The organism is Okeania sp. SIO2B3 (assembly GCF_010672525.1).
Classification (GTDB): domain Bacteria; phylum Cyanobacteriota; class Cyanobacteriia; order Cyanobacteriales; family Microcoleaceae; genus Okeania.
On the sequence record NZ_JAAHGH010000040.1, the window covers coordinates 1 to 17,551 of the forward strand.

General features: G+C 39.2%; 10 protein-coding genes. 5 read left to right on the top strand and 5 right to left on the bottom strand.

Going from position 1 to position 17,551, the window contains the following annotated elements; genetic code table 11:
* Positions 1-1,409: 1,409 nt before the first annotated feature.
* Both F6K15_RS22125 and F6K15_RS22130 read left to right on the top strand, forming a co-directional pair.
* Positions 1,410-3,377, top strand: a complete 1,968-nt coding sequence (locus F6K15_RS22125) for a hypothetical protein (RefSeq protein WP_293064385.1) — start codon at positions 1,410-1,412, stop codon at positions 3,375-3,377.
* A gap of 876 nt (positions 3,378-4,253) precedes the next feature.
* Positions 4,254-4,931: a HEAT repeat domain-containing protein gene (locus F6K15_RS22130; RefSeq protein WP_293064387.1), complete on the top strand. Its 678-nt coding sequence runs from the start codon at positions 4,254-4,256 to the stop codon at positions 4,929-4,931.
* Between the two features lie 69 nt (positions 4,932-5,000).
* On the opposite strand, the gene F6K15_RS22135 is transcribed toward F6K15_RS22130, so the two are convergent.
* Both F6K15_RS22135 and F6K15_RS22140 read right to left on the bottom strand, forming a co-directional pair.
* Positions 5,001-5,285: a hypothetical protein gene (locus F6K15_RS22135; RefSeq protein ID WP_293064390.1), complete on the bottom strand. Its 285-nt coding sequence runs from the start codon at positions 5,283-5,285 to the stop codon at positions 5,001-5,003.
* 280 nt (positions 5,286-5,565) lie between these two features.
* The gene (locus F6K15_RS22140; protein ID WP_293064393.1) at positions 5,566-8,232 is read right to left on the bottom strand and encodes an arylsulfatase; all 2,667 of its coding nucleotides are present in this window, start codon (positions 8,230-8,232) and stop codon (positions 5,566-5,568) included.
* 572 nt (positions 8,233-8,804) lie between these two features.
* Here F6K15_RS22140 and F6K15_RS22145 point away from each other — a divergent pair.
* A complete protein-coding gene (locus tag F6K15_RS22145; RefSeq protein ID WP_293064396.1) occupies positions 8,805-9,818 on the top strand; it encodes a helix-turn-helix domain-containing protein in 1,014 nt (337 codons plus the stop codon).
* 227 nt (positions 9,819-10,045) lie between these two features.
* On the opposite strand, the gene F6K15_RS22150 is transcribed toward F6K15_RS22145, so the two are convergent.
* The 3 genes from F6K15_RS22150 to F6K15_RS22160 form a co-directional block, all read right to left on the bottom strand.
* Complete coding sequence (locus F6K15_RS22150; protein ID WP_293064399.1) at positions 10,046-11,047, bottom strand: formylglycine-generating enzyme family protein; 1,002 nt, start codon at positions 11,045-11,047, stop codon at positions 10,046-10,048.
* Positions 11,048-11,238: 191 nt separating this feature from the next.
* Positions 11,239-12,255 (bottom strand): HAD family phosphatase, encoded by a 1,017-nt coding sequence (locus tag F6K15_RS22155; protein WP_293064402.1) that lies wholly within the window; start codon positions 12,253-12,255, stop codon positions 11,239-11,241.
* A 182-nt stretch (positions 12,256-12,437) separates the two neighbouring features.
* The gene (locus F6K15_RS22160; RefSeq protein ID WP_293064405.1) at positions 12,438-14,252 is read right to left on the bottom strand and encodes an arylsulfatase; all 1,815 of its coding nucleotides are present in this window, start codon (positions 14,250-14,252) and stop codon (positions 12,438-12,440) included.
* Between the two features lie 323 nt (positions 14,253-14,575).
* Here F6K15_RS22160 and F6K15_RS22165 point away from each other — a divergent pair, with 323 nt between their 5' ends.
* Both F6K15_RS22165 and F6K15_RS22170 read left to right on the top strand, forming a co-directional pair.
* On the top strand, positions 14,576-15,457 hold the full coding sequence (locus F6K15_RS22165; RefSeq protein WP_293064407.1) for a helix-turn-helix domain-containing protein: 882 nt from the start codon (positions 14,576-14,578) through the stop codon (positions 15,455-15,457).
* Positions 15,458-15,753: 296 nt separating this feature from the next.
* Positions 15,754-17,529: an ABC transporter substrate-binding protein gene (locus tag F6K15_RS22170; protein ID WP_293064410.1), complete on the top strand. Its 1,776-nt coding sequence runs from the start codon at positions 15,754-15,756 to the stop codon at positions 17,527-17,529.
* The last annotated feature ends 22 nt before the right edge of the window (positions 17,530-17,551 follow it).

The window sequence follows — 17,551 nt, forward strand, 5'->3', positions numbered from 1 at the left end:
GCTCCTACCTCCTCTACATTCCCATTTCTCCTGTCTTCCCCTCCTGGGAGGGGTTAGGGGTGGGTTGTCTCCAGTATAGCTGTCTCCTACAAAGAGCAAAAAGACTTTTGAGCGCAAACCCTAATTACCTCTGGTTAAAAACGTTACGGAATTGAATATAAGGAAATATTATTTCTTCTCTTGGTCGATGGTCGGCCAGCGAGGAGACCCGCTCTGATCAGAGCCGCTCCGAAGATCGCCATCCTTCGACCGCTTTTTTTCCCTTAAAAGGGGAGGTTTCAAGGCGCGAATTATTTAATTATTAATTATTCGGTAACATTATTTAATCATGTTTGCTTTTATAGCAACTCCCATACTTCAATGCTTAACTTAGTTCATTAATGGATAATGGATAATTGATAATTACCTCGGGTTTTAACCGTTACGGAATTGGATATCAGGAGATATTATTTCTTTTCTTGGTCTCATGGATATGGCGCAGGTTTCGGAGCCATCCGGAGACCGCTTTTTTTCCCCTTAAAAGGGTCGGCTTCAAGGCGCGAATTATTTAATTATTAATAATTAATAGAGTTGTCGCTAAATAGAGGGAAAAAATCGCTCCAACCTAGACAGAGCAATAATTCCAAGGCTTTTTAGCTGCCAATAGCTACAATCCTTATAGAAAAAGGTTTTTGGGGATTTTTGAAGTTATAAAGCGACAAGTCTAATAATTAATAATTCGGTAACACTTCAGTTATTAAGTAATTAAAAAGAACCGAAGATTTTTTTGCTAATTTGAGCAAAGTTAATGTTAATTATTCTTATGTTTACTTCCCCTCCTGGGAGGTAAGCATTCAGCCGTCAGCCATCAGCTAATAGCTGAATGTTTACCCTGGGAGAGGTTAGAGGTAAGCCCCCTGCAATGCGAAAATGTAGAAAAATTTTTGAGAAATGGTATTACTTCTTTTGGAGGAGATGTCTATTTATTTATCAGGTAAGCATTTCCTGCGGAATGCTCCGCAAACAGCTATTAGCATTTCCTATGGAATGCTCCGCAAACAGCATTTCCTGCGGAATGCTCCGCAAACATATGCATGAATGTAATAACTTACTAAAGTTAGCTGATGACTTTTTTCTTAATAATTTTTAATTCTCCTTGGAGACTAATTCTTCCTTCCAAAATAATGAGTGAATAGCTGATAGCTGATAGCTGACTGCTGAATGCTTACTTTATAAGTATTCAACCGAAGATAATCTTAACAAATAGTTAAGTACCCGTGTTGATTTTTATTGCTTAGTTGCAGAACTTCCTATTTTTTTTAACATAACATACATTCATTCATTGTATAATCATCCATGAATGAATAAATTTTTGTTGATCCATATTCAACCACAGGCAAAATAGTTATATTAATTTGAAGAAAAAATCTATGTCTGCTCAAAGTAAATTTTCCTGGCAAGAACGCTTTCAATATAAATTTGACAACTTTATGTCAAGAGGTGGATTTTCTGTATTTCTAGCATTGGTATCTGCTTTTTTTGGTGCCTTTTTATTAATGACTGTTCTACGTTATATTTCTGAGTGGCTATTCCCAAATACAGATTTAGAAAGCGATTTACTTTGGGATGTATTTGTTCAACTGATAGGTCTCAGAGACACCGGAGATGAAGCAAATTTCTCCACTAAAACTGTAGGGGTATTAACTATTTTTGTAGGTTTGGTACTCTTTTCTAGTTTAGTAGCTTTTATTACTCAAGAATTTGAATCGCGACTAACTTTACTGAAAAAAGGTAAAAGTTTAGTAGTAGAAAAAAACCATACTTTAATTTTAGGTTTTAATGACAGAATTGTAGATATTATTAGTGAATTAGTAATAGCAAATGAATCTGAATATGATGCAGTAATTGTGATTTTATCAGCACAAGATAAAGAAAAAATGGATGATTTTCTCCGCGATAAATTAGGAGATTTAAAAACTACTAGAGTAGTTACTCGTAGTGGAACAGTAACAAATATAAATAATCTGAATAAAGTAGGAGTCAAAGTTGCTAGATCGGTAGTTATTTTAAATGATGCTAAAGGTTCAGATTCAAAAGAGTTGAAAAAATTATCTGATTCCAGAGTTGTCAAAACAATTTTAGCCACTGTAGCAGCTAATGAAGAACAGAAATCATCTTTACCACCAATAGTAGCTGAAATTCACTCAGAACAATATAGAATTTTAGCTCAAAGCATTGCTCCTGAAGCTGTAACAACTTTGAATGAAGCTGATATTTTAGGTAGAATTTTAGTCCAAACTTCACGCTCTGTAGGGCTAGCAACAGTATACTTAAATGTAGTAGGTTTTGCTGGAAATGAAATTTATTTTTATCGTCCTGAATCTGATTGGCAAAACTTCCACTTTAGTGAATTACAATTTCACTTTTATCAAAGTATTCCTTTAGGTGTACAAGATAAAAATGGCAATGTAATTATCAAACCAGATAACAATTACAACTTAATAGATGCTGAATCAATAATTATTTTGGCTGAAGATGACTCTCAAATTAAATTTTATCAGGAACCTTCAGTGAAACCTCAAGTTTTAGGTTATGTTGACTTCCGAAAAACTCTTGGAAGAGAAACAGAAAAACATTTAATTATTGGTTGGAACTCAAAAACTCCAATCTGTCTCCAAGAATATGCTAAATATGTACTTGAAGGTTCAGAAATTAATCTAGTTACTCACCAATTAACATCAGAAATTGAAGCTAAGTTTGACGAAATTCGCGACGCTTATCCTGAAGTTTTAATGCAAATTTGGCAAATAGATGTAGATGTTGTTGAGGAACTTAAAACACTCCTACCATATCAATATGACAGCATCTCAATTTTAGCTAGTAAAGGTAAAAACTCTGAAGAAGTAGATGCTAAAACTCTGACAATATTATTAGAAATTAGGCAAATATTTTTGCAATATACAGAGCAAACTGGAAACCCAGTTACAACTGAATTAGTAGTAGAATTAGCTGACTCTGAAGAAACCGATCTGGTAATTAAAGCTGGAGTTCAAGACTTCCTACTGTCTAATCAATTTGTGTCGAAAATTTTAGCCCAGGTATCTCAAGAACCAGGGGTAATGTTAGTCTATCGTTATTTATTTTCGGCAGAAGGTAGCGAAATGTATATTAAACCTATAGAGCTTTTCTTCCCTCCTGAAAAACTTGGTAAATTATCTTTTGCTGACTGTGTATTTGCTGCTCAATCTCGTAATGAAATTTGTATTGGAGTGAAAATAACTTCTCAATCTCAAGATAAAGAAAAGAATTTTGGTATCTATATAGCACCAAGTTTGAAAACTGAATTTGACTTAACTATTGAAGATGAACTAATTACAATTGCTGAAGATGAAATTTGAAAAGGGGAGATGGGGAAATGGGGGGATGGGGAGATGGGGAGATGGAGAAATATTTGGTAATGGTTGAAGATGGAATATTTTTTTATACCGAATTAAACCGATTTGAGATAATTTCTATCCACTAAAAATATTGGTAGTCCTGCATAGTAACTATATAAAGAAAAAAAGAATGCTATGAATAATTTATCAAAATAATTAGGTCGCGCAACCCCGACTTTTAAGGCGAAATATTTTTGGAGCAAAGCTCAAATTCCCTACTTCCCCTCCCCTCCTGGGAGGGGGAGGGGCGAGGGGTGGGTTAACTTCTGACTTCTGACTTCGTTAACTAATGTGGCGTGTCGAAGACTATACATAAGTAGGAGTTGCTGAAAAAGTCTTTTAGTAGGGGTAGGAGACAACCCACCCGCGGGCCCCTCTCAGGAGGGGAATACAGGAGACAGGAGACAGGAGGAACGGGGAATTTAGAGTAGGTAGGAGTAACAATTGTAAGAGTGATTTTTCTGCCCAACTATGCGCCTAAAATAGGCTCCTTTTTGAGCATGAAGAGCTGAAAACCAGGCACTTTTTAAAGGCCATAAAAAGGCTAAAGCCTTTATGTGTCAATGCTTTTAGAATTAATCAGCAAACCCTAAGTAATTATATCATGTTCCCCTTCCAGGGGAGCTGCGCTAACGGATAATCAGTTATCAAAAACTCTCTGTCTTCTAACCTTGCTCTTTCCCTTCTGCCTTCTGCCCTCAGCTCCCGCTGCCTTCTGTCCACAGATATTATAAGTATTCAACCGAACATGATATTAGACCTTCTGCCTTCTTCCCTCTTGCTTCTTCCCTGTTAACTATAATAACAAATGTAAAGTTTTACAAATAAAGGCCAAATATGCAAAATATGAGTTTAGAGCAAATATCTGTCCAACTAGATAGTGAAAATTCTCGCGATCGCCTCCTTGCCCTGGCCCATCTAAGAGAAGTATCTGCTACTAAGGCAGTACCTTTGATTAAAAAAGTATTGAATGACCCAAATTTACCAGTACGCTCCATGGCAGTATTTGCCCTGGGTGTAAAACATACAGAAGAATCCTACCCAATTTTAGTAGAATTGTTAGAAAAAGATGCAGATTATGGCATTCGCGCTGATGCTGCGGGGGCGTTAGGTTATCTAGAGGATATTAGAGCTTTTGAACCCTTAGCAAAAGCATTTTATGAAGATACAAGTTGGTTAGTACGCTTCAGTGCTGCAGTTTCTCTGGGAAACCTAAAAGATCCACGCGCCCATAATTTATTGATAGAAGCTTTAGATAATCAGGAGATGGTGATACAACAAGCAGCGATCGCCGCTTTAGGAGAAATTGGAGACTTAGAAGCAGTGGAGCATATTCTCAAATTTGCCCTTTCAGAAGATTGGTTAATTCGCCAACGTTTAGCAGAAGCTTTAGGAAATATGCCTACTCCTAAGAGTATATCTGCCTTGAAATATTTAGAAAAAGATAGCCATTCTCAAGTATCTCAAGCAGCAAGCATATCTCTGCAACGTTTATCTACAACAGAGAACAGTTAGCAGATAGTAGACAACAGTGAGAAAAACATTTCTGGCGTTGGTGAAGCGCGTGTATGATATTAATCTTAATTACTGAGGTTTTTCAGACCATAGAGTTCCATCGTTATCGAAGACAGCAATGCGATCTTTTGGTTCAACATAGTCACTGCCTTCAGTGGTGACTTTTTCCACAAAATCTACGATCGCTTGTTTGTTGTCAGTCTGATTCCAGGAATTTAAGTAATTTTCACCAGCAGCATGAGCAGGAAGACAACCTAAAGTACCGCCTAAACAAAAAATTGAGAACAAAACCGAAAGAAAAAATGTGATAGTTTTTCTGTTGATGTTGGGAAAATTAATAATTGATTTACACACTTTTAAAGTAGCTCTTAAAGTAGATCAAATTATTGTTGAGAGAAAGAAGAGGATTTATTTTCAACAATCTTCTTGGAAACAGTCCTCTCAAATTATGCTGGCGCATACACTGTAGTGTCGTCGCGATCGCTAATCAATATAGTCTTGGGATAGGCTATGGAGTGTCAATATCTCAACACCCCACAGCTTTGCATAAAGGGAAAAAAGGAAAGTTAGCGTGCAATATAGAATCAAGGATGTGCTTCATTCTATCTTAGATTTGCATCATCTAGTCCTAGAATTATTTTTCCAGCCTTTCAACGATCTCCTGAATAATGCGATCGGTTAGCTCTCCATGACTCAGCTTATCCTCAGATTTTGTTTGCTCTGAAGACGTAAATTCCTCCTCATATGGAGCGATCTCCAATCCACCACAGTATTGAGCGGACGCGAGTGCATATTCGTATTTAGATGGATCGATATTAATCGTCACATTTTTAATCTCACCGCCTGTAAACTCGAACGGTGGTTCATAGTGCTTGCTCACCGGAAACCGCATATCCATTCCTACATCTTGGCTATCCATCATAAAGTTACCGTCAAGGATTGCGGGAATATCACCGGAAGCCACCTGCTTACCATTGACACAGAGATCGCCACTACCAGTAGGCTTGAGGTTTATTTTGGATTGAATGGGTCCCTCATCGTCGAACTTAAAGGAAAATGAAACCTGATTCAGACCATTCTTTAGTTTTTCTTTGGAACGGATCTTGGTTCGCTTCCTATTGAGATACTTGTACTCGAAGACCAACTTCTGGTTTTTGTTAACATAGAGGCTATAGCCTCCAGTATCTCCTCCTCCACTGGCTAAGATAACCCCTTTAACCTGGCGCGGTTCAGTAATATTCAGGTCTGCAGTAATGATATAGCCATTGTTTTCGGCAATGTTGGGAGCAATATCTCCAGGCAGAAAGACTGCCCCAGGATAAAACGTGAATTTGGTACGATCTTCCCAAACAGTCGGGCGATCGAGATTGACGCGTCCGCCAAAGCGATCGTCAATAGGATACACATCGTATTTTTCAGCTTCGCGATCAAACAGCGCCTTCATTTCCTGTAATTTTTCTGGGAAGGCTGCCGCTAAATTATTATTCTGACTAAAGTCTTTATCCAGATTGAACAGTTCCCACTCATCCTCTAGCTCTGGATTTTCTTTCAGGGTACTCTTTGCAAAAATATCCCAGGGTAGCTGCCCATGGAACGACGATGCCATCCAACCATCGTGGTAAATGCCGCGATTGGCAAACATCTCGAAATACTGAGTATCCCGAAGTGGGATTGCATCTGCTCCATCAGAACCGAAGGTGTTGACAAAGCTAGCCCCTTCTATTGGCTTTTGCTCAATGCCATTGACATACTCGGGAGGCTCAATACCAACTATATCCAAAATTGTTGGGGCAACATCAATAACATGGAGAAACTGATCCCGTAGATTCGCTATCCGAGCTTCCTTAACCGAGCGATCGTCTTTGGAGTTGGACATCTGGACTTTAATATGCTTAGGCCAAGAAACCACCATTGGATTCCGAGTGCCACCAAAGTAAGAGGCTATCTGTTTGGTCCAGCGGAAGGGAGCATCTAGAGCCCAAGCCCAACCCACTGCATAGTGAGGAGTTGTTCCGGGATTACCCCATTCATCTTTACAGGCCAGGTTCTCGTCCGTGGTGAAGTCAAGGCCAACATAGGTCGCGCTCATATTACAGCCACCGATTAAGCCACCTTCGGCACTGGCTCCATTATCACCAACAATGTAGATAACTAGGGTATTCTCTTTTTCACCCAAGTCATCTATGGCCTCAAGCACTCGGCCAACTTGTTCATCTGTGTATTCCAGAAAGCCTGCATAGGTTTGCATTTGCTTGGTCATCAATTCCCTATATTCATGGTTAACTCGGATTCCTTGATGGAGTGCATGAAGTGGATGATCTGGATCATCGGTAAATTTAGGGCTTCTCCAGGCTGGAATCTCCTCGGGTCGAGCCGTACATTCGGTATCTTCAGGGATGATTCCCATATCTTTCTGATTCGTACAAATTTCATCATGTAGCTTGTCCCAGCCTTCTGCAAACATCCCTCTGTGCTTTACTCCTGCTGCAATAGCATGTTCTCCCCCGGCTTCGTACTTCTGGGTATAAGAAGGAGGGGGCTGGTGGGGAGCATGGGTAGCTCCTGGAGCAAAATAGAGAAAGAAAGGGGTTTCTGGAGACAAGGAGTGGTTATAGTTCACCCAGTTAATGGCCTTATCCGCTAGATCGCGGGTGAGGTTGTAGCTATTGTCAAGGTCATTTTTGTCAGGGTAGGAAGGCTGATTTATGGGATTGCGGTTTTCATAAAGAGCGGGATACCATTGGTCAGTCTCCCCACCGCCACCGAGGAAGCCGTAGAAGTAGTCAAAGCCAAGGTCATTAGGCCAGCGGGTGAATGGACCCGCGTTACTGCTTTGCTCGGCAGGTAAGTTGTGGTTTTTGCCTAACCAAGCTGTATTATAGCCGTGGTCTTGCAAAATTTTAGCAACAGTAGCAGTGCTCTGGGGGATGAGTCCGGTATAACCGGGGAACCCAGTTGACACATCTGTAATAGCCCCAGTAGCAGCAGAGTGATGGTTGCGACCCGTTAACAAGCCGGCGCGGGTAGGAGAACACAAGGCCGTGGTATGGAAGCGGTTGTAGCTTAAGCCATGTTCTGCCAGCTCGTTGAGGGTGGGGGTATGGACTGGGCCACCAAAGGTTTCCGAGGCACCAAAACCCACGTCATCCAACATTATCAGCACAACGTTAGGTGCACCTATAGGGAGGGCAGTAGGCGAGCTGAGAATTTCTGGATCTGGCTCTGAGTTGACGTAGGTTTTGTTAATTTTGTCGATGTAGCCTTGAAAATCAGGTTCTTCAAGGGGCAGGTCTTGGGCCATCCCAGGGGGGACAGCCGTACCTAGCAGGAGAGAGAGTGCGATGGTAAACACCACAACCAACCTCCCAATACGGATCAAAGTATGGTTGAAAAACATTAATTTACTTAAAAAAAGGGTTAACAGAACTCAGACCACATTCCAAAGCGGAATTGGGGTGAGTTATGAGTACATCATTTGGATTTGAGCAAAAATCAGGCCCACTATAACGGCGTAGTTAGTAAAGCAAATTACCCTGATTCATTCAATCCCAATGAAGAAAATAGGTTGTCCGGCGTAAGTCCTAAAAAAGTTAAATTTTAGCTGGAATCTTTGGGACACAACGCCAATATAAACGATACAATTCTTCAAACCGATCTAAAAAACGCAAGTTTTTTTTCTTAACAAAAGTTAACCTTGATGGTAGCTTAAGCCTATGATTTTCTAAGTTAGTTTGAATGTCGCAATATGTTTGAGTTTGAACAAAAATCAGAGTTGTTTTTAGAACAAAAAAACTTAACTTTTAGACATACTCATTTTCTGGATTTATCAGAATTTAGAAGTATAGTTTTCTAAGTTAGTTTGAATATCGCAATATGTTTGAATTTGAACAAAAATCAGAGTTGCTTTTAGAACAAAAAAACCTAACTTTTAGACATACTCATTTTCTGGATTTATCAGAACTTAGAAGTTTTGAGAAAACCTTTACTGGTGAAATATTCCACTTAGGAGATCGAAGTTTTGAGTGCTATGTATCGGAGGTTTTAACTGATAATATAAAATTAGGTTTATTCCAGCAAAATTCTCAGTTTTTATATAGGGGAGTTTGCCTAAATCGCTTTACTTTTGCTTTTTCTGCTTTTCATTACGGTAATTTATTCTCCCATAAATACAAGACAGATAGAAACATGATTACCATTGTTTATCCAGAACAAAAAATAGCTGATTTACGACAGAAATTCCACGGTAATTATTTCCTCTTTTTTCAGGATAAATTTTTCAATAATATCTGTGAAACATTAGAATTATTTGAATTTCAAAAACAACTGAATCAACAAAGTATTCCCCCAGTCATCAAAGCTGATCGCCAAAAGATTAACTATATACGGCGATTGTGTTATCAACTTTATCAATTATTATTTCAAATCAATGCTCAACCCTATTCTTCTGTTAACCCCTTATTCATTAACCATTACCTTAAACAAAAATTAGAAGAAGAAATAGCTCAGACTCTGATAGTTGCGGTCGCAGAAGCAACAGAAATTAGACTGAAAAAACCACAAATAAACCGAAGTCGTATTTTAAAAAAAGCGGAAGACTTTTACCTTAGTAATCTCAAATCATATATTACAACTCAGGATATATGTGAGGAATTAAAAATTAGTCAAAGAACCTTAGAATATATCTTTAAAGACTATTATCAAATGTCACCCCAAAAATATTTTAAACATCTACGTCTTCATGCTCTGCATGAAGAACTTCAACAAAAAGATAAACAGGATAATCTCAGAGAAATTACTCAGGAATTTGGCTTTTATCATCGAGGACAATTAGCAAAGGATTATTATAAGCTATTTGGTGAGGTTCCTTCAAAAACCTTCAGAAAATAACTATAGCTCTTTGCTGTGCATTACCTACCCTACTGGCGTGACACACCTTAAATGGTGCATTAGATGGGGGGATGGGGATATCAAGACACCTAGAAACAAAAATCTATTGCACAGTTTTAGCTGTGTCAGTCCACTACGGATTAAAATTTAGAACAGACTAGAAGCAATGATAGCACAGATTAGCGCCCTCTAATGCACCCTAAGAGACTACGGTTTGTATCTGTTAGCTATGAGAAAGACTTAATTAAGCGAAACCCAATGTGTGTTGTTCCGGTATCAGGAGCTTGAGACTCTCTGGCAGCAGGTCGATAGCGACTACAATAATTTTTAGCACAGAGGTAAGAACCACCTTTGATAACGTGCAAAGCTCCTTCCTGGGGTTTGACGGGATCGAAACTGGCGATTTCGTCAGGTCCGACGGGGTTGAAACTATGGTCTTTGCCAGGATGTCCTACTTGATACCAGTCTGAGGTTAATTCCCAAACATTTCCTGTCATGTCATAAAGTCCATAGTCATTGGGAGGAAAAGATTCTACTGGAGCTGTACCTAAATAATTATCGTCTTTAGTATTGAAAAATGGAAACATCCCTTGCCAGGTGTTCGCTTTCTTTGCAGAATATTGATTTCCCCAAGTGAATTCTTGCTCTTGAAGACCTCCCCGCGCTGCATATTCCCATTGAGCTTCTGTGGGAAGAGATTTACCCACCCAATTAGCATAAGCAACCGCATCCTCATAAGCGATGTGAACCACAGGATAATTATCTTTCCCTCTGATGTTGCTCTTTTGACCGTAGGGATGTTGCCAATTAGCACCCACTGTCCAATGCCACCAACTTAAGTAAGCAACTTGTTGAATACCTTCTGAGGGAGGTTGAAAGACGAGGGAACCGGGTTGTCGTTGGTCGTCGGTTAGATTGGGAAATAGTGATTTCGGTAGGGGGCGTTCGGCAATGGTTTTATAGCCTGTTGCCTTGACAAATTTGCGAAATTCGGCGTTGGTGATTTCGTGGCGATCGATGCAAAAACTATCTACTGTGACGTCTTCAGCAGAAATTTCTGATGGATAATGATTATCCGATCCCATTGTAAAAGTTCCTCCAGGAATAAATACCATTCCCTCTAGACAACTATTATCTGTAGAGGATGCTTGTGCTGGTGTGGAGAAAGGGAAAATCAGGGATATTGTTAGGAAACAGATAATAAGTGATTTATGCCAAAAAGTTTTCATAAAATGGTTGATATTTCGATAGTACAAAGTCTTACAGTGCTTTTCAGATTGATGAACCAGATGGTAACAAACAAAATTCTCTAGGGACGTTCTATGGAACGTCCCTATTTTGGTTTACCGAAATGAAAACCGCTGTGATTTAATTTGGTATCAGGTGAGCATTGCTCACCCTACCGACTACTGATTAAAATTTAGTTACACACTGGTGCAGGTGTTCTTGATAGATCTGACTCAAAAATAGTATTGAAATCGTTTTTCATACTGACTACGATCCAATTTTCACGATTTTGGGCTTCATCAAGAGATTCATTATCAGGTACTAATTTGTACTCGTACTCATTTGGTTGACATTCTGGATGTGTGCTTCCAGGTACGTCATTGTATTTATATTCTCTCTCACAATCATCGTGATTAATGAGCACGATCAAGGATTTATCAACCCCAGCATCAGTGTATTGAAACATTTCAAAATCACCACCAGAGTTACCCACTGCAATAATAGGTCGTTTGCCAATATGATTTTGAATCCCTACTGGTTTACCCTCTTGATCGTTATAGTGAGCTAGCTCCTGATGACCCTGTATTGCTTCTAAAAAAGCGGTATCACGTTTGACGTTTCCTCCAAACTCTAGATCGAAGCTTGTTTTGACGGCAGTACCAATCACTTGTTCAGGGGGAATACCATAAACTTTATCAGAAAAGGAACGAACAAAATCAATATCACCTCCAGAACAAATATAGACTTTGAAGCCATTAGCTTTGAGGTACTTAACTAAGCCAATTACAGGTTTATAGACAAGTTCTCTATATGGAACACCAAAATTTACCTGATTTTCTTTATAGACAAATTGACGAGCTTTCTCTATATACTCGTCTGTTGTTAAGCCAACAAAACCATCATTTTCCAGTTCAAACTGAATTGGGAAATACACAGGCTTTTCAGACCACAAAGTTCCATCGTTATCGAATACAGCAATGCGATCTTTTCGTTTAACATAATAGTCATTGCCCTTAGTAGTTACTCTTTCCACAAAGTCTATGATATCTTGTATTTTGCCATTCTCATCCCAAGAATTTAAGTGATATTCACCAGCAGCATGAGCAGGAAGACAACCTAAAGTACCACCTAAACAAAAGATTGAGAGCAGAACCGAAAGAAAAAATGAGATAGTTTTTCTGTTGGGAAACTTCATAATTGATTTACACACCTTTAAATAAAGTAGGTCGAATTGTTGTTAGGAAAAATAGGAGGATCTATCTTCAACAATAGTCTTTAAAAGATCCTCCTAAATTCTACTTTTGTGTACACCGTAGTGTAGTCATGGAATTAATATCGCAGTCAATTTTAATTGCCTGGAAAATCACTGATGGGCAAAATTCCCACAACAGACTAATCAATAGCAATCTGATTGAACCGAGTATCGGCTGCTCCTTCCTCTTTAGGGATGTTATCGATTATTTCTTCAACAATTATGTTGGGATTAGCCTTGAAAGGAGCCTGACTGGGGGGATAGTCTTTAAAAGTACCCAGGAATTTCTCTACCACTCCGCCCGCAGGTGCGAGTAAGTAGCTGCGCTGAACCCACCATCGGTTATAGTTGTTTGAATCCGTATCTCCCCGCTCGTAGGGGTCTCGACGTAGGTTAAACAGCTTTGGAATCCGCAGGGGTATAAACTCTTCCCGCCAAACATCGAAATAGTGGGCTCGTTGCTCCATATAGACCACTTTCCAGTCACCAAGCCGAACCCCCGGCAATTGACCCTCATCATTGAAGTAGATGAACTCCGAACGCGCCCCCTTAGCATCTTCTTTATCTGCCTTTTCCAGATAGGGAAGTTGATTATATCCATCCAGGTGGGTACCGCAGAATTTCGTACAGTCATTCTCAAGGCAATCCCGAAGGAGGATTTTCTTGATATCGTCTTTACCTACAGCTGCCATCAGCGTCGGCACCCAATCCAAGTGGGAGAAAATCTCGTGGGAAACCACCCCTGCTGGAATATGACCAGGCCAGCGCACCAAAGCTGGAACGCGGTAGCCGCCTTCCCAGTTGGTGTTCTTCTCACCCCGGAACGGGCTTAGAGCACCATCGGGCCATTCATTGTAATGGGGGCCGTTGTCGGTGGTATAGATCACAATCGTGTTGTCAGCGATCGGAACGCCGTTTTCATCTTTCAGGGTATCGAGCAGAGTCAGCAGTTTGCCCACATGACTATCGTGCTCTAACATACCATCACCGTAGAAATCCTGACCACTTTTGCCTTCCCAATCCTCGCCGATGTGGGTGTAGAAGTGCATACGGGTAGAGTTGAACCAGGTGAAGAAAGGCTGCTTGTTGTTGACAGCGTTGGTGATGAACTCTGTGGAGCGATCGAGGAATTCGCTATCCACGTCTTTCATACGCTCGATATTAAGCGGGCCTGTGTCTTCGCAGTATTGATAGCCCAATTTACCGAAGCGATCGAGATTTATGTCCTTGAGTGTTTTTTCGTCATAAGCCGGATTTCCATCTTTGTCGAAAATCGGCTCTTTATAAATGACTGTTGTGTCATCAATCGGATTTCCATCTGTGTCGAAAATCGGCTCTTCATAGTAAACATCCGATGCTTTGCAATTTAGCACGCCACGAGGGCCGAATTTTTTGGCGAACTTGCCATCGGGACCCCCCGGATAGTCCACATTCTCTGGTTCTTCTTCCGCATTCAAGTGGTAGAGGTTACCAAAAAATTCATCAAAGCCATGAACCGTAGGTAGAAACTGGTTTTGATCGCCTAGGTGGTTTTTGCCAAACTGGCCAGTCGCGTAGCCCAAGGGCTTCAGTATTTCCGCCAGGGTGGGGTCTTCGTCTTGGATGCCGTAGGGTGCACCAGGGAAACCCACTTTCAGCAGGCCGGTACGCAGGCCACTTTGCCCGGTGATAAATGCTGCTCGACCAGCGGTACAGCTTTGCTCGGCGTAGTAGTCGGTGAACAGCACGCCTTCGTTGGCAATACGGTCGATATGAGGGGTGTCGTAACCCACAATACCTTTTCCGTAGGCGCTGACATTTGTCAAACCAATATCATCTCCCATAATCACCAAAATGTTAGGAAGCTGAGTTGTTTCGGCAAATGCAGCAGATGTAGGGAGCCAAGGTAGCATCCCTGACACCCAAAGTATTAAGGACATCGCTATAGCGATCGCCATTTTTATGGCTCGTTGCATGAAAATAAACTCCTTAACTTTCAGATAAATTCAAAAACTAATTTTCATAAGCAAAAATCAAATTTGTGACTTTGGTATTCAACTCTAGTAGTCATCTGATTCTTCAAACATTCAAAAATTCCAACTTTTTGAGTTATAATTTTGAAAAAACTAATTCGAGTCAAACATGAATTTTATTTATCAAAACTTTTGTTCAGGTGATGAGTGTAAAAAAGAATAAAATTAACCAGGATAAATCTGGGACAGATAATCAGCAGATTATTTCCCTTTCCTTTACTGATGTGGATCATTTCACTGAGTTTTTCTCCTATAGCAGAATGCAAATGATACAACTCACTGCTGAGTTTTTCCAAAGTGAATTTTTGTCGATCCAGATTGGTAACTTATATTTCATACGCCATCATGGAAATCAAGGAATTCAAGTTTGCGGTGAGAACTTGAATAAATACCGAAATTTTGTGATTATCTGCTCTGAGAATGAAGAAGAATTTTACTCCCACCGTCGCCCTATCGATCCTCAAAGGACTATTTTTGGTTTCCACAGAGGAGAAGTAGACTTTATAGTTCCTCAAGGTGGGACGATCGCAAACATTTTAATCCCTGTGGAAATTTTTCATGCTTATGCAGACCAATTACAACGCCACGATCTCGACGATAATTTCCTGAATAAAAATCATGTGAATTTATTACCTACTGGAATGAGGGAAATTAAAGATTACTTGCAGGAAATATTTTGGTTAGCAGAACATAAACCAAGTTGGTTACAACAAGATCATGTTGTGGATATTGTTAATAATGATTTTCTGCCTTTGTTAATTAGTAAGATTCCTACTAAGTGGAATTCTCAGGGTTCCCTCAAACCTTCCCGACGAGCTAAATTGATTGTCCAAGCAGAGCAGGAAATGTTAGCCAGGTTTGAAGAACCTCTCACCTTAAAACAACTAGCTCAAAAATTAGAGTCTAGTAGTTCCGCTTTATCCTATGGTTTTAAGGAGTTATTTTGCATGAGTCCAATGCGCTATCTCAAGGTGCGAAGACTCAATGCATTGCGACAACGCCTGAAGGCAAGCGATCCGGAGAACTCTACTATAACTAAGCTTGCGAGTCAATTTGGGTTCTGGAGTGCAGGTCATTTTGCTAGAGATTACAAAGCCATGTTTGGAGAGTTGCCTTCAGAGACATTGCGAAAGACTGCAAAAGTTTAGTTTGGGTGTGGATGGATAAAATATCTCTGGAAGTTATATCATGCCTAGTTAAATACTTATACAGGACTTACGCAAAATATCAAATAATACACCATCTGTAGGGGCGTTACGAAGTATGCTTGTTATGCGTAAGTCCTGACTTATAAATAAACGGGGTCTATGTATACAAACCTCTTTTCAAACCGAAGTTTTGTAGTTTTGTTATCCATCAAGAAATAAATTTCTTGGCTCACAACAGAAATATTTTTGTTGAATTTGGTATTATCTAGTTACAGATATATATCAATTACCTGAAGATGACTAACTTTAATACCCAAAAAAATAACTACCGTAAATTAGCAATTTTATTCACTGTTATTTTAATATTTTTCCTCAGTGCTTGTAGACCAGCGCCATCAAATTATCAATCTCGTATTGTTGTACCTACACCTAGTGATGCCTCTACTTTTAACTATCCATTAAATCAGTCAGCATATAATGTTTTTGGCTATCTATATGAGGGTTTAATTATTGAAAATGGTATTACAGGAGAATTGGAGCCAGGGTTAGCTGAATCCTGGAAAGTTTCTGATGATGGACAAATAATAATTATTACTTTAAAAGAAGGGTTGAAGTGGTCAGATGGAGAACCTTTAACTGCTGATGATGTAGTTTTTTCTTATAATGAAATATACCTCAGCGATAAAATTCCTACTAGCTTTAAAGACATTCTCAGAATCGGTCAAAGTGGTGCTTTACCAACAGTAAAAAAAATCGATAATCTCCGTGTAGAATTTTCTACACCTGAACCTTTTGCTCCTTTTGTCAGATATGCTGGAGGATTACCTATTTTACCTGCTCATGCTTTAAAAGAATCAGTTCGTACTACTAACTCTAAAGGAGAATTAAACTATCTCACAAAATGGGGAACTGATACCCCTGTGAAAGAAATTCTGAGTAATGGTATGTATCGCCTCAAAAGTTATACACCAAATCAGCGAATTATTTTAGAAAAAAATCCATTTTACTGGCGAAAAGATGAGCAAGGAAATAATTTACCTTATATTGAAAATATTGCCTGGCAAGTCATCGAAAATACAGATAATCAACTCTTAAATTTTCGTTCTGGCGAACTAGATACAATTAAGGTAGAACCAGAAATGTTTCCTCTATTAAAACGAGAAGAAAATCGCGGTCAATATACTATTTATAATGGTGGTCCGACATCTGCTTCTAGCTTTATTTCTTTTAATTTGAATGAGGCAAAGAATGCTCAAGGTCAACCATTTGTCAAACCCTTTAAATCTCGATGGTTTAATAATAAAACTTTTCGGCAAGCGATCGCCTATGCAATTAATAGGGAAGCAATGACTAATAATATATACCGTGGATTAGGTGCGCCCCAATATTCACCAATTCCGGTCACCAGTCCTTTTTATTTCTCTCCTGAAGAAGGCTTAAAAGTTTACAATTATAACCCAGAAAAAGCCAAAGAACTGTTACTGAGTGCTGGCTTTAAATATAATCAAAATGGTGAATTATTAGACAGTGAAGGTAATCGAGTAGAATTTAATTTATTATCAAGTGCGGGTCGGAAAGTTAGAGAACAAATGGCAACACAAATTAATCAAGATTTAGACAAAATAGGTATTAAGGTAAATATGCAGTTTCTCAGTTTTAATACTTATGTAGAAAGACTATCTTTATCCAGAGATTGGGAAGCTTATCTAGGAGGTTTTCTCGGAGGAGGTATTGAACCTCATGGTGGTTATAATATTTGGTCTGTTAATGGTAGATTACACACTTTTAATCAAGGACCTCAACCCGGAGAAGAGAAAATAGAAGGTTGGAAAATTAATGATTGGGAACAAGAAATAGACGACCTTTATATTAGAGCTTCTCAAGTGTTAGATGAAGAAAAACGAAAAGAAATTTATGGTCAAGCACAGCAAATTATTGCTGAAGAATTACCTTTTATATATATGGTTAATCCTTTAGAATTTGAAGCGATAAGAAATCGAATTAAAGGAATTCAATATACTGAACTTTCCGGAGGTTTCTGGAATTTATATGAACTCCAAATTTCTGAATAAAGAAGGAAGAAGGCATCCTCCC

Excerpts from the sequence above, each read along its gene's own strand:
- F6K15_RS22130 (WP_293064387.1), top strand. The coding sequence starts at position 4,254 with ATGCAAAATATGAGTTTAGAGCAAATATCTGTCCAACTAGATAGTGAA.
- F6K15_RS22165 (WP_293064407.1), top strand. The coding sequence starts at position 14,576 with ATGATACAACTCACTGCTGAGTTTTTCCAAAGTGAATTTTTGTCGATC.
- F6K15_RS22125 (WP_293064385.1), top strand. The coding sequence starts at position 1,410 with ATGTCTGCTCAAAGTAAATTTTCCTGGCAAGAACGCTTTCAATATAAA.
- F6K15_RS22140 (WP_293064393.1), bottom strand. The coding sequence starts at position 8,232 with ATGGCCCAAGACCTGCCCCTTGAAGAACCTGATTTTCAAGGCTACATC.
- F6K15_RS22150 (WP_293064399.1), bottom strand. The coding sequence starts at position 11,047 with ATGAAAACTTTTTGGCATAAATCACTTATTATCTGTTTCCTAACAATA.
- F6K15_RS22160 (WP_293064405.1), bottom strand. The coding sequence starts at position 14,252 with ATGCAACGAGCCATAAAAATGGCGATCGCTATAGCGATGTCCTTAATA.
- F6K15_RS22170 (WP_293064410.1), top strand. The coding sequence starts at position 15,754 with ATGACTAACTTTAATACCCAAAAAAATAACTACCGTAAATTAGCAATT.
- F6K15_RS22145 (WP_293064396.1), top strand. The coding sequence starts at position 8,805 with ATGTTTGAATTTGAACAAAAATCAGAGTTGCTTTTAGAACAAAAAAAC.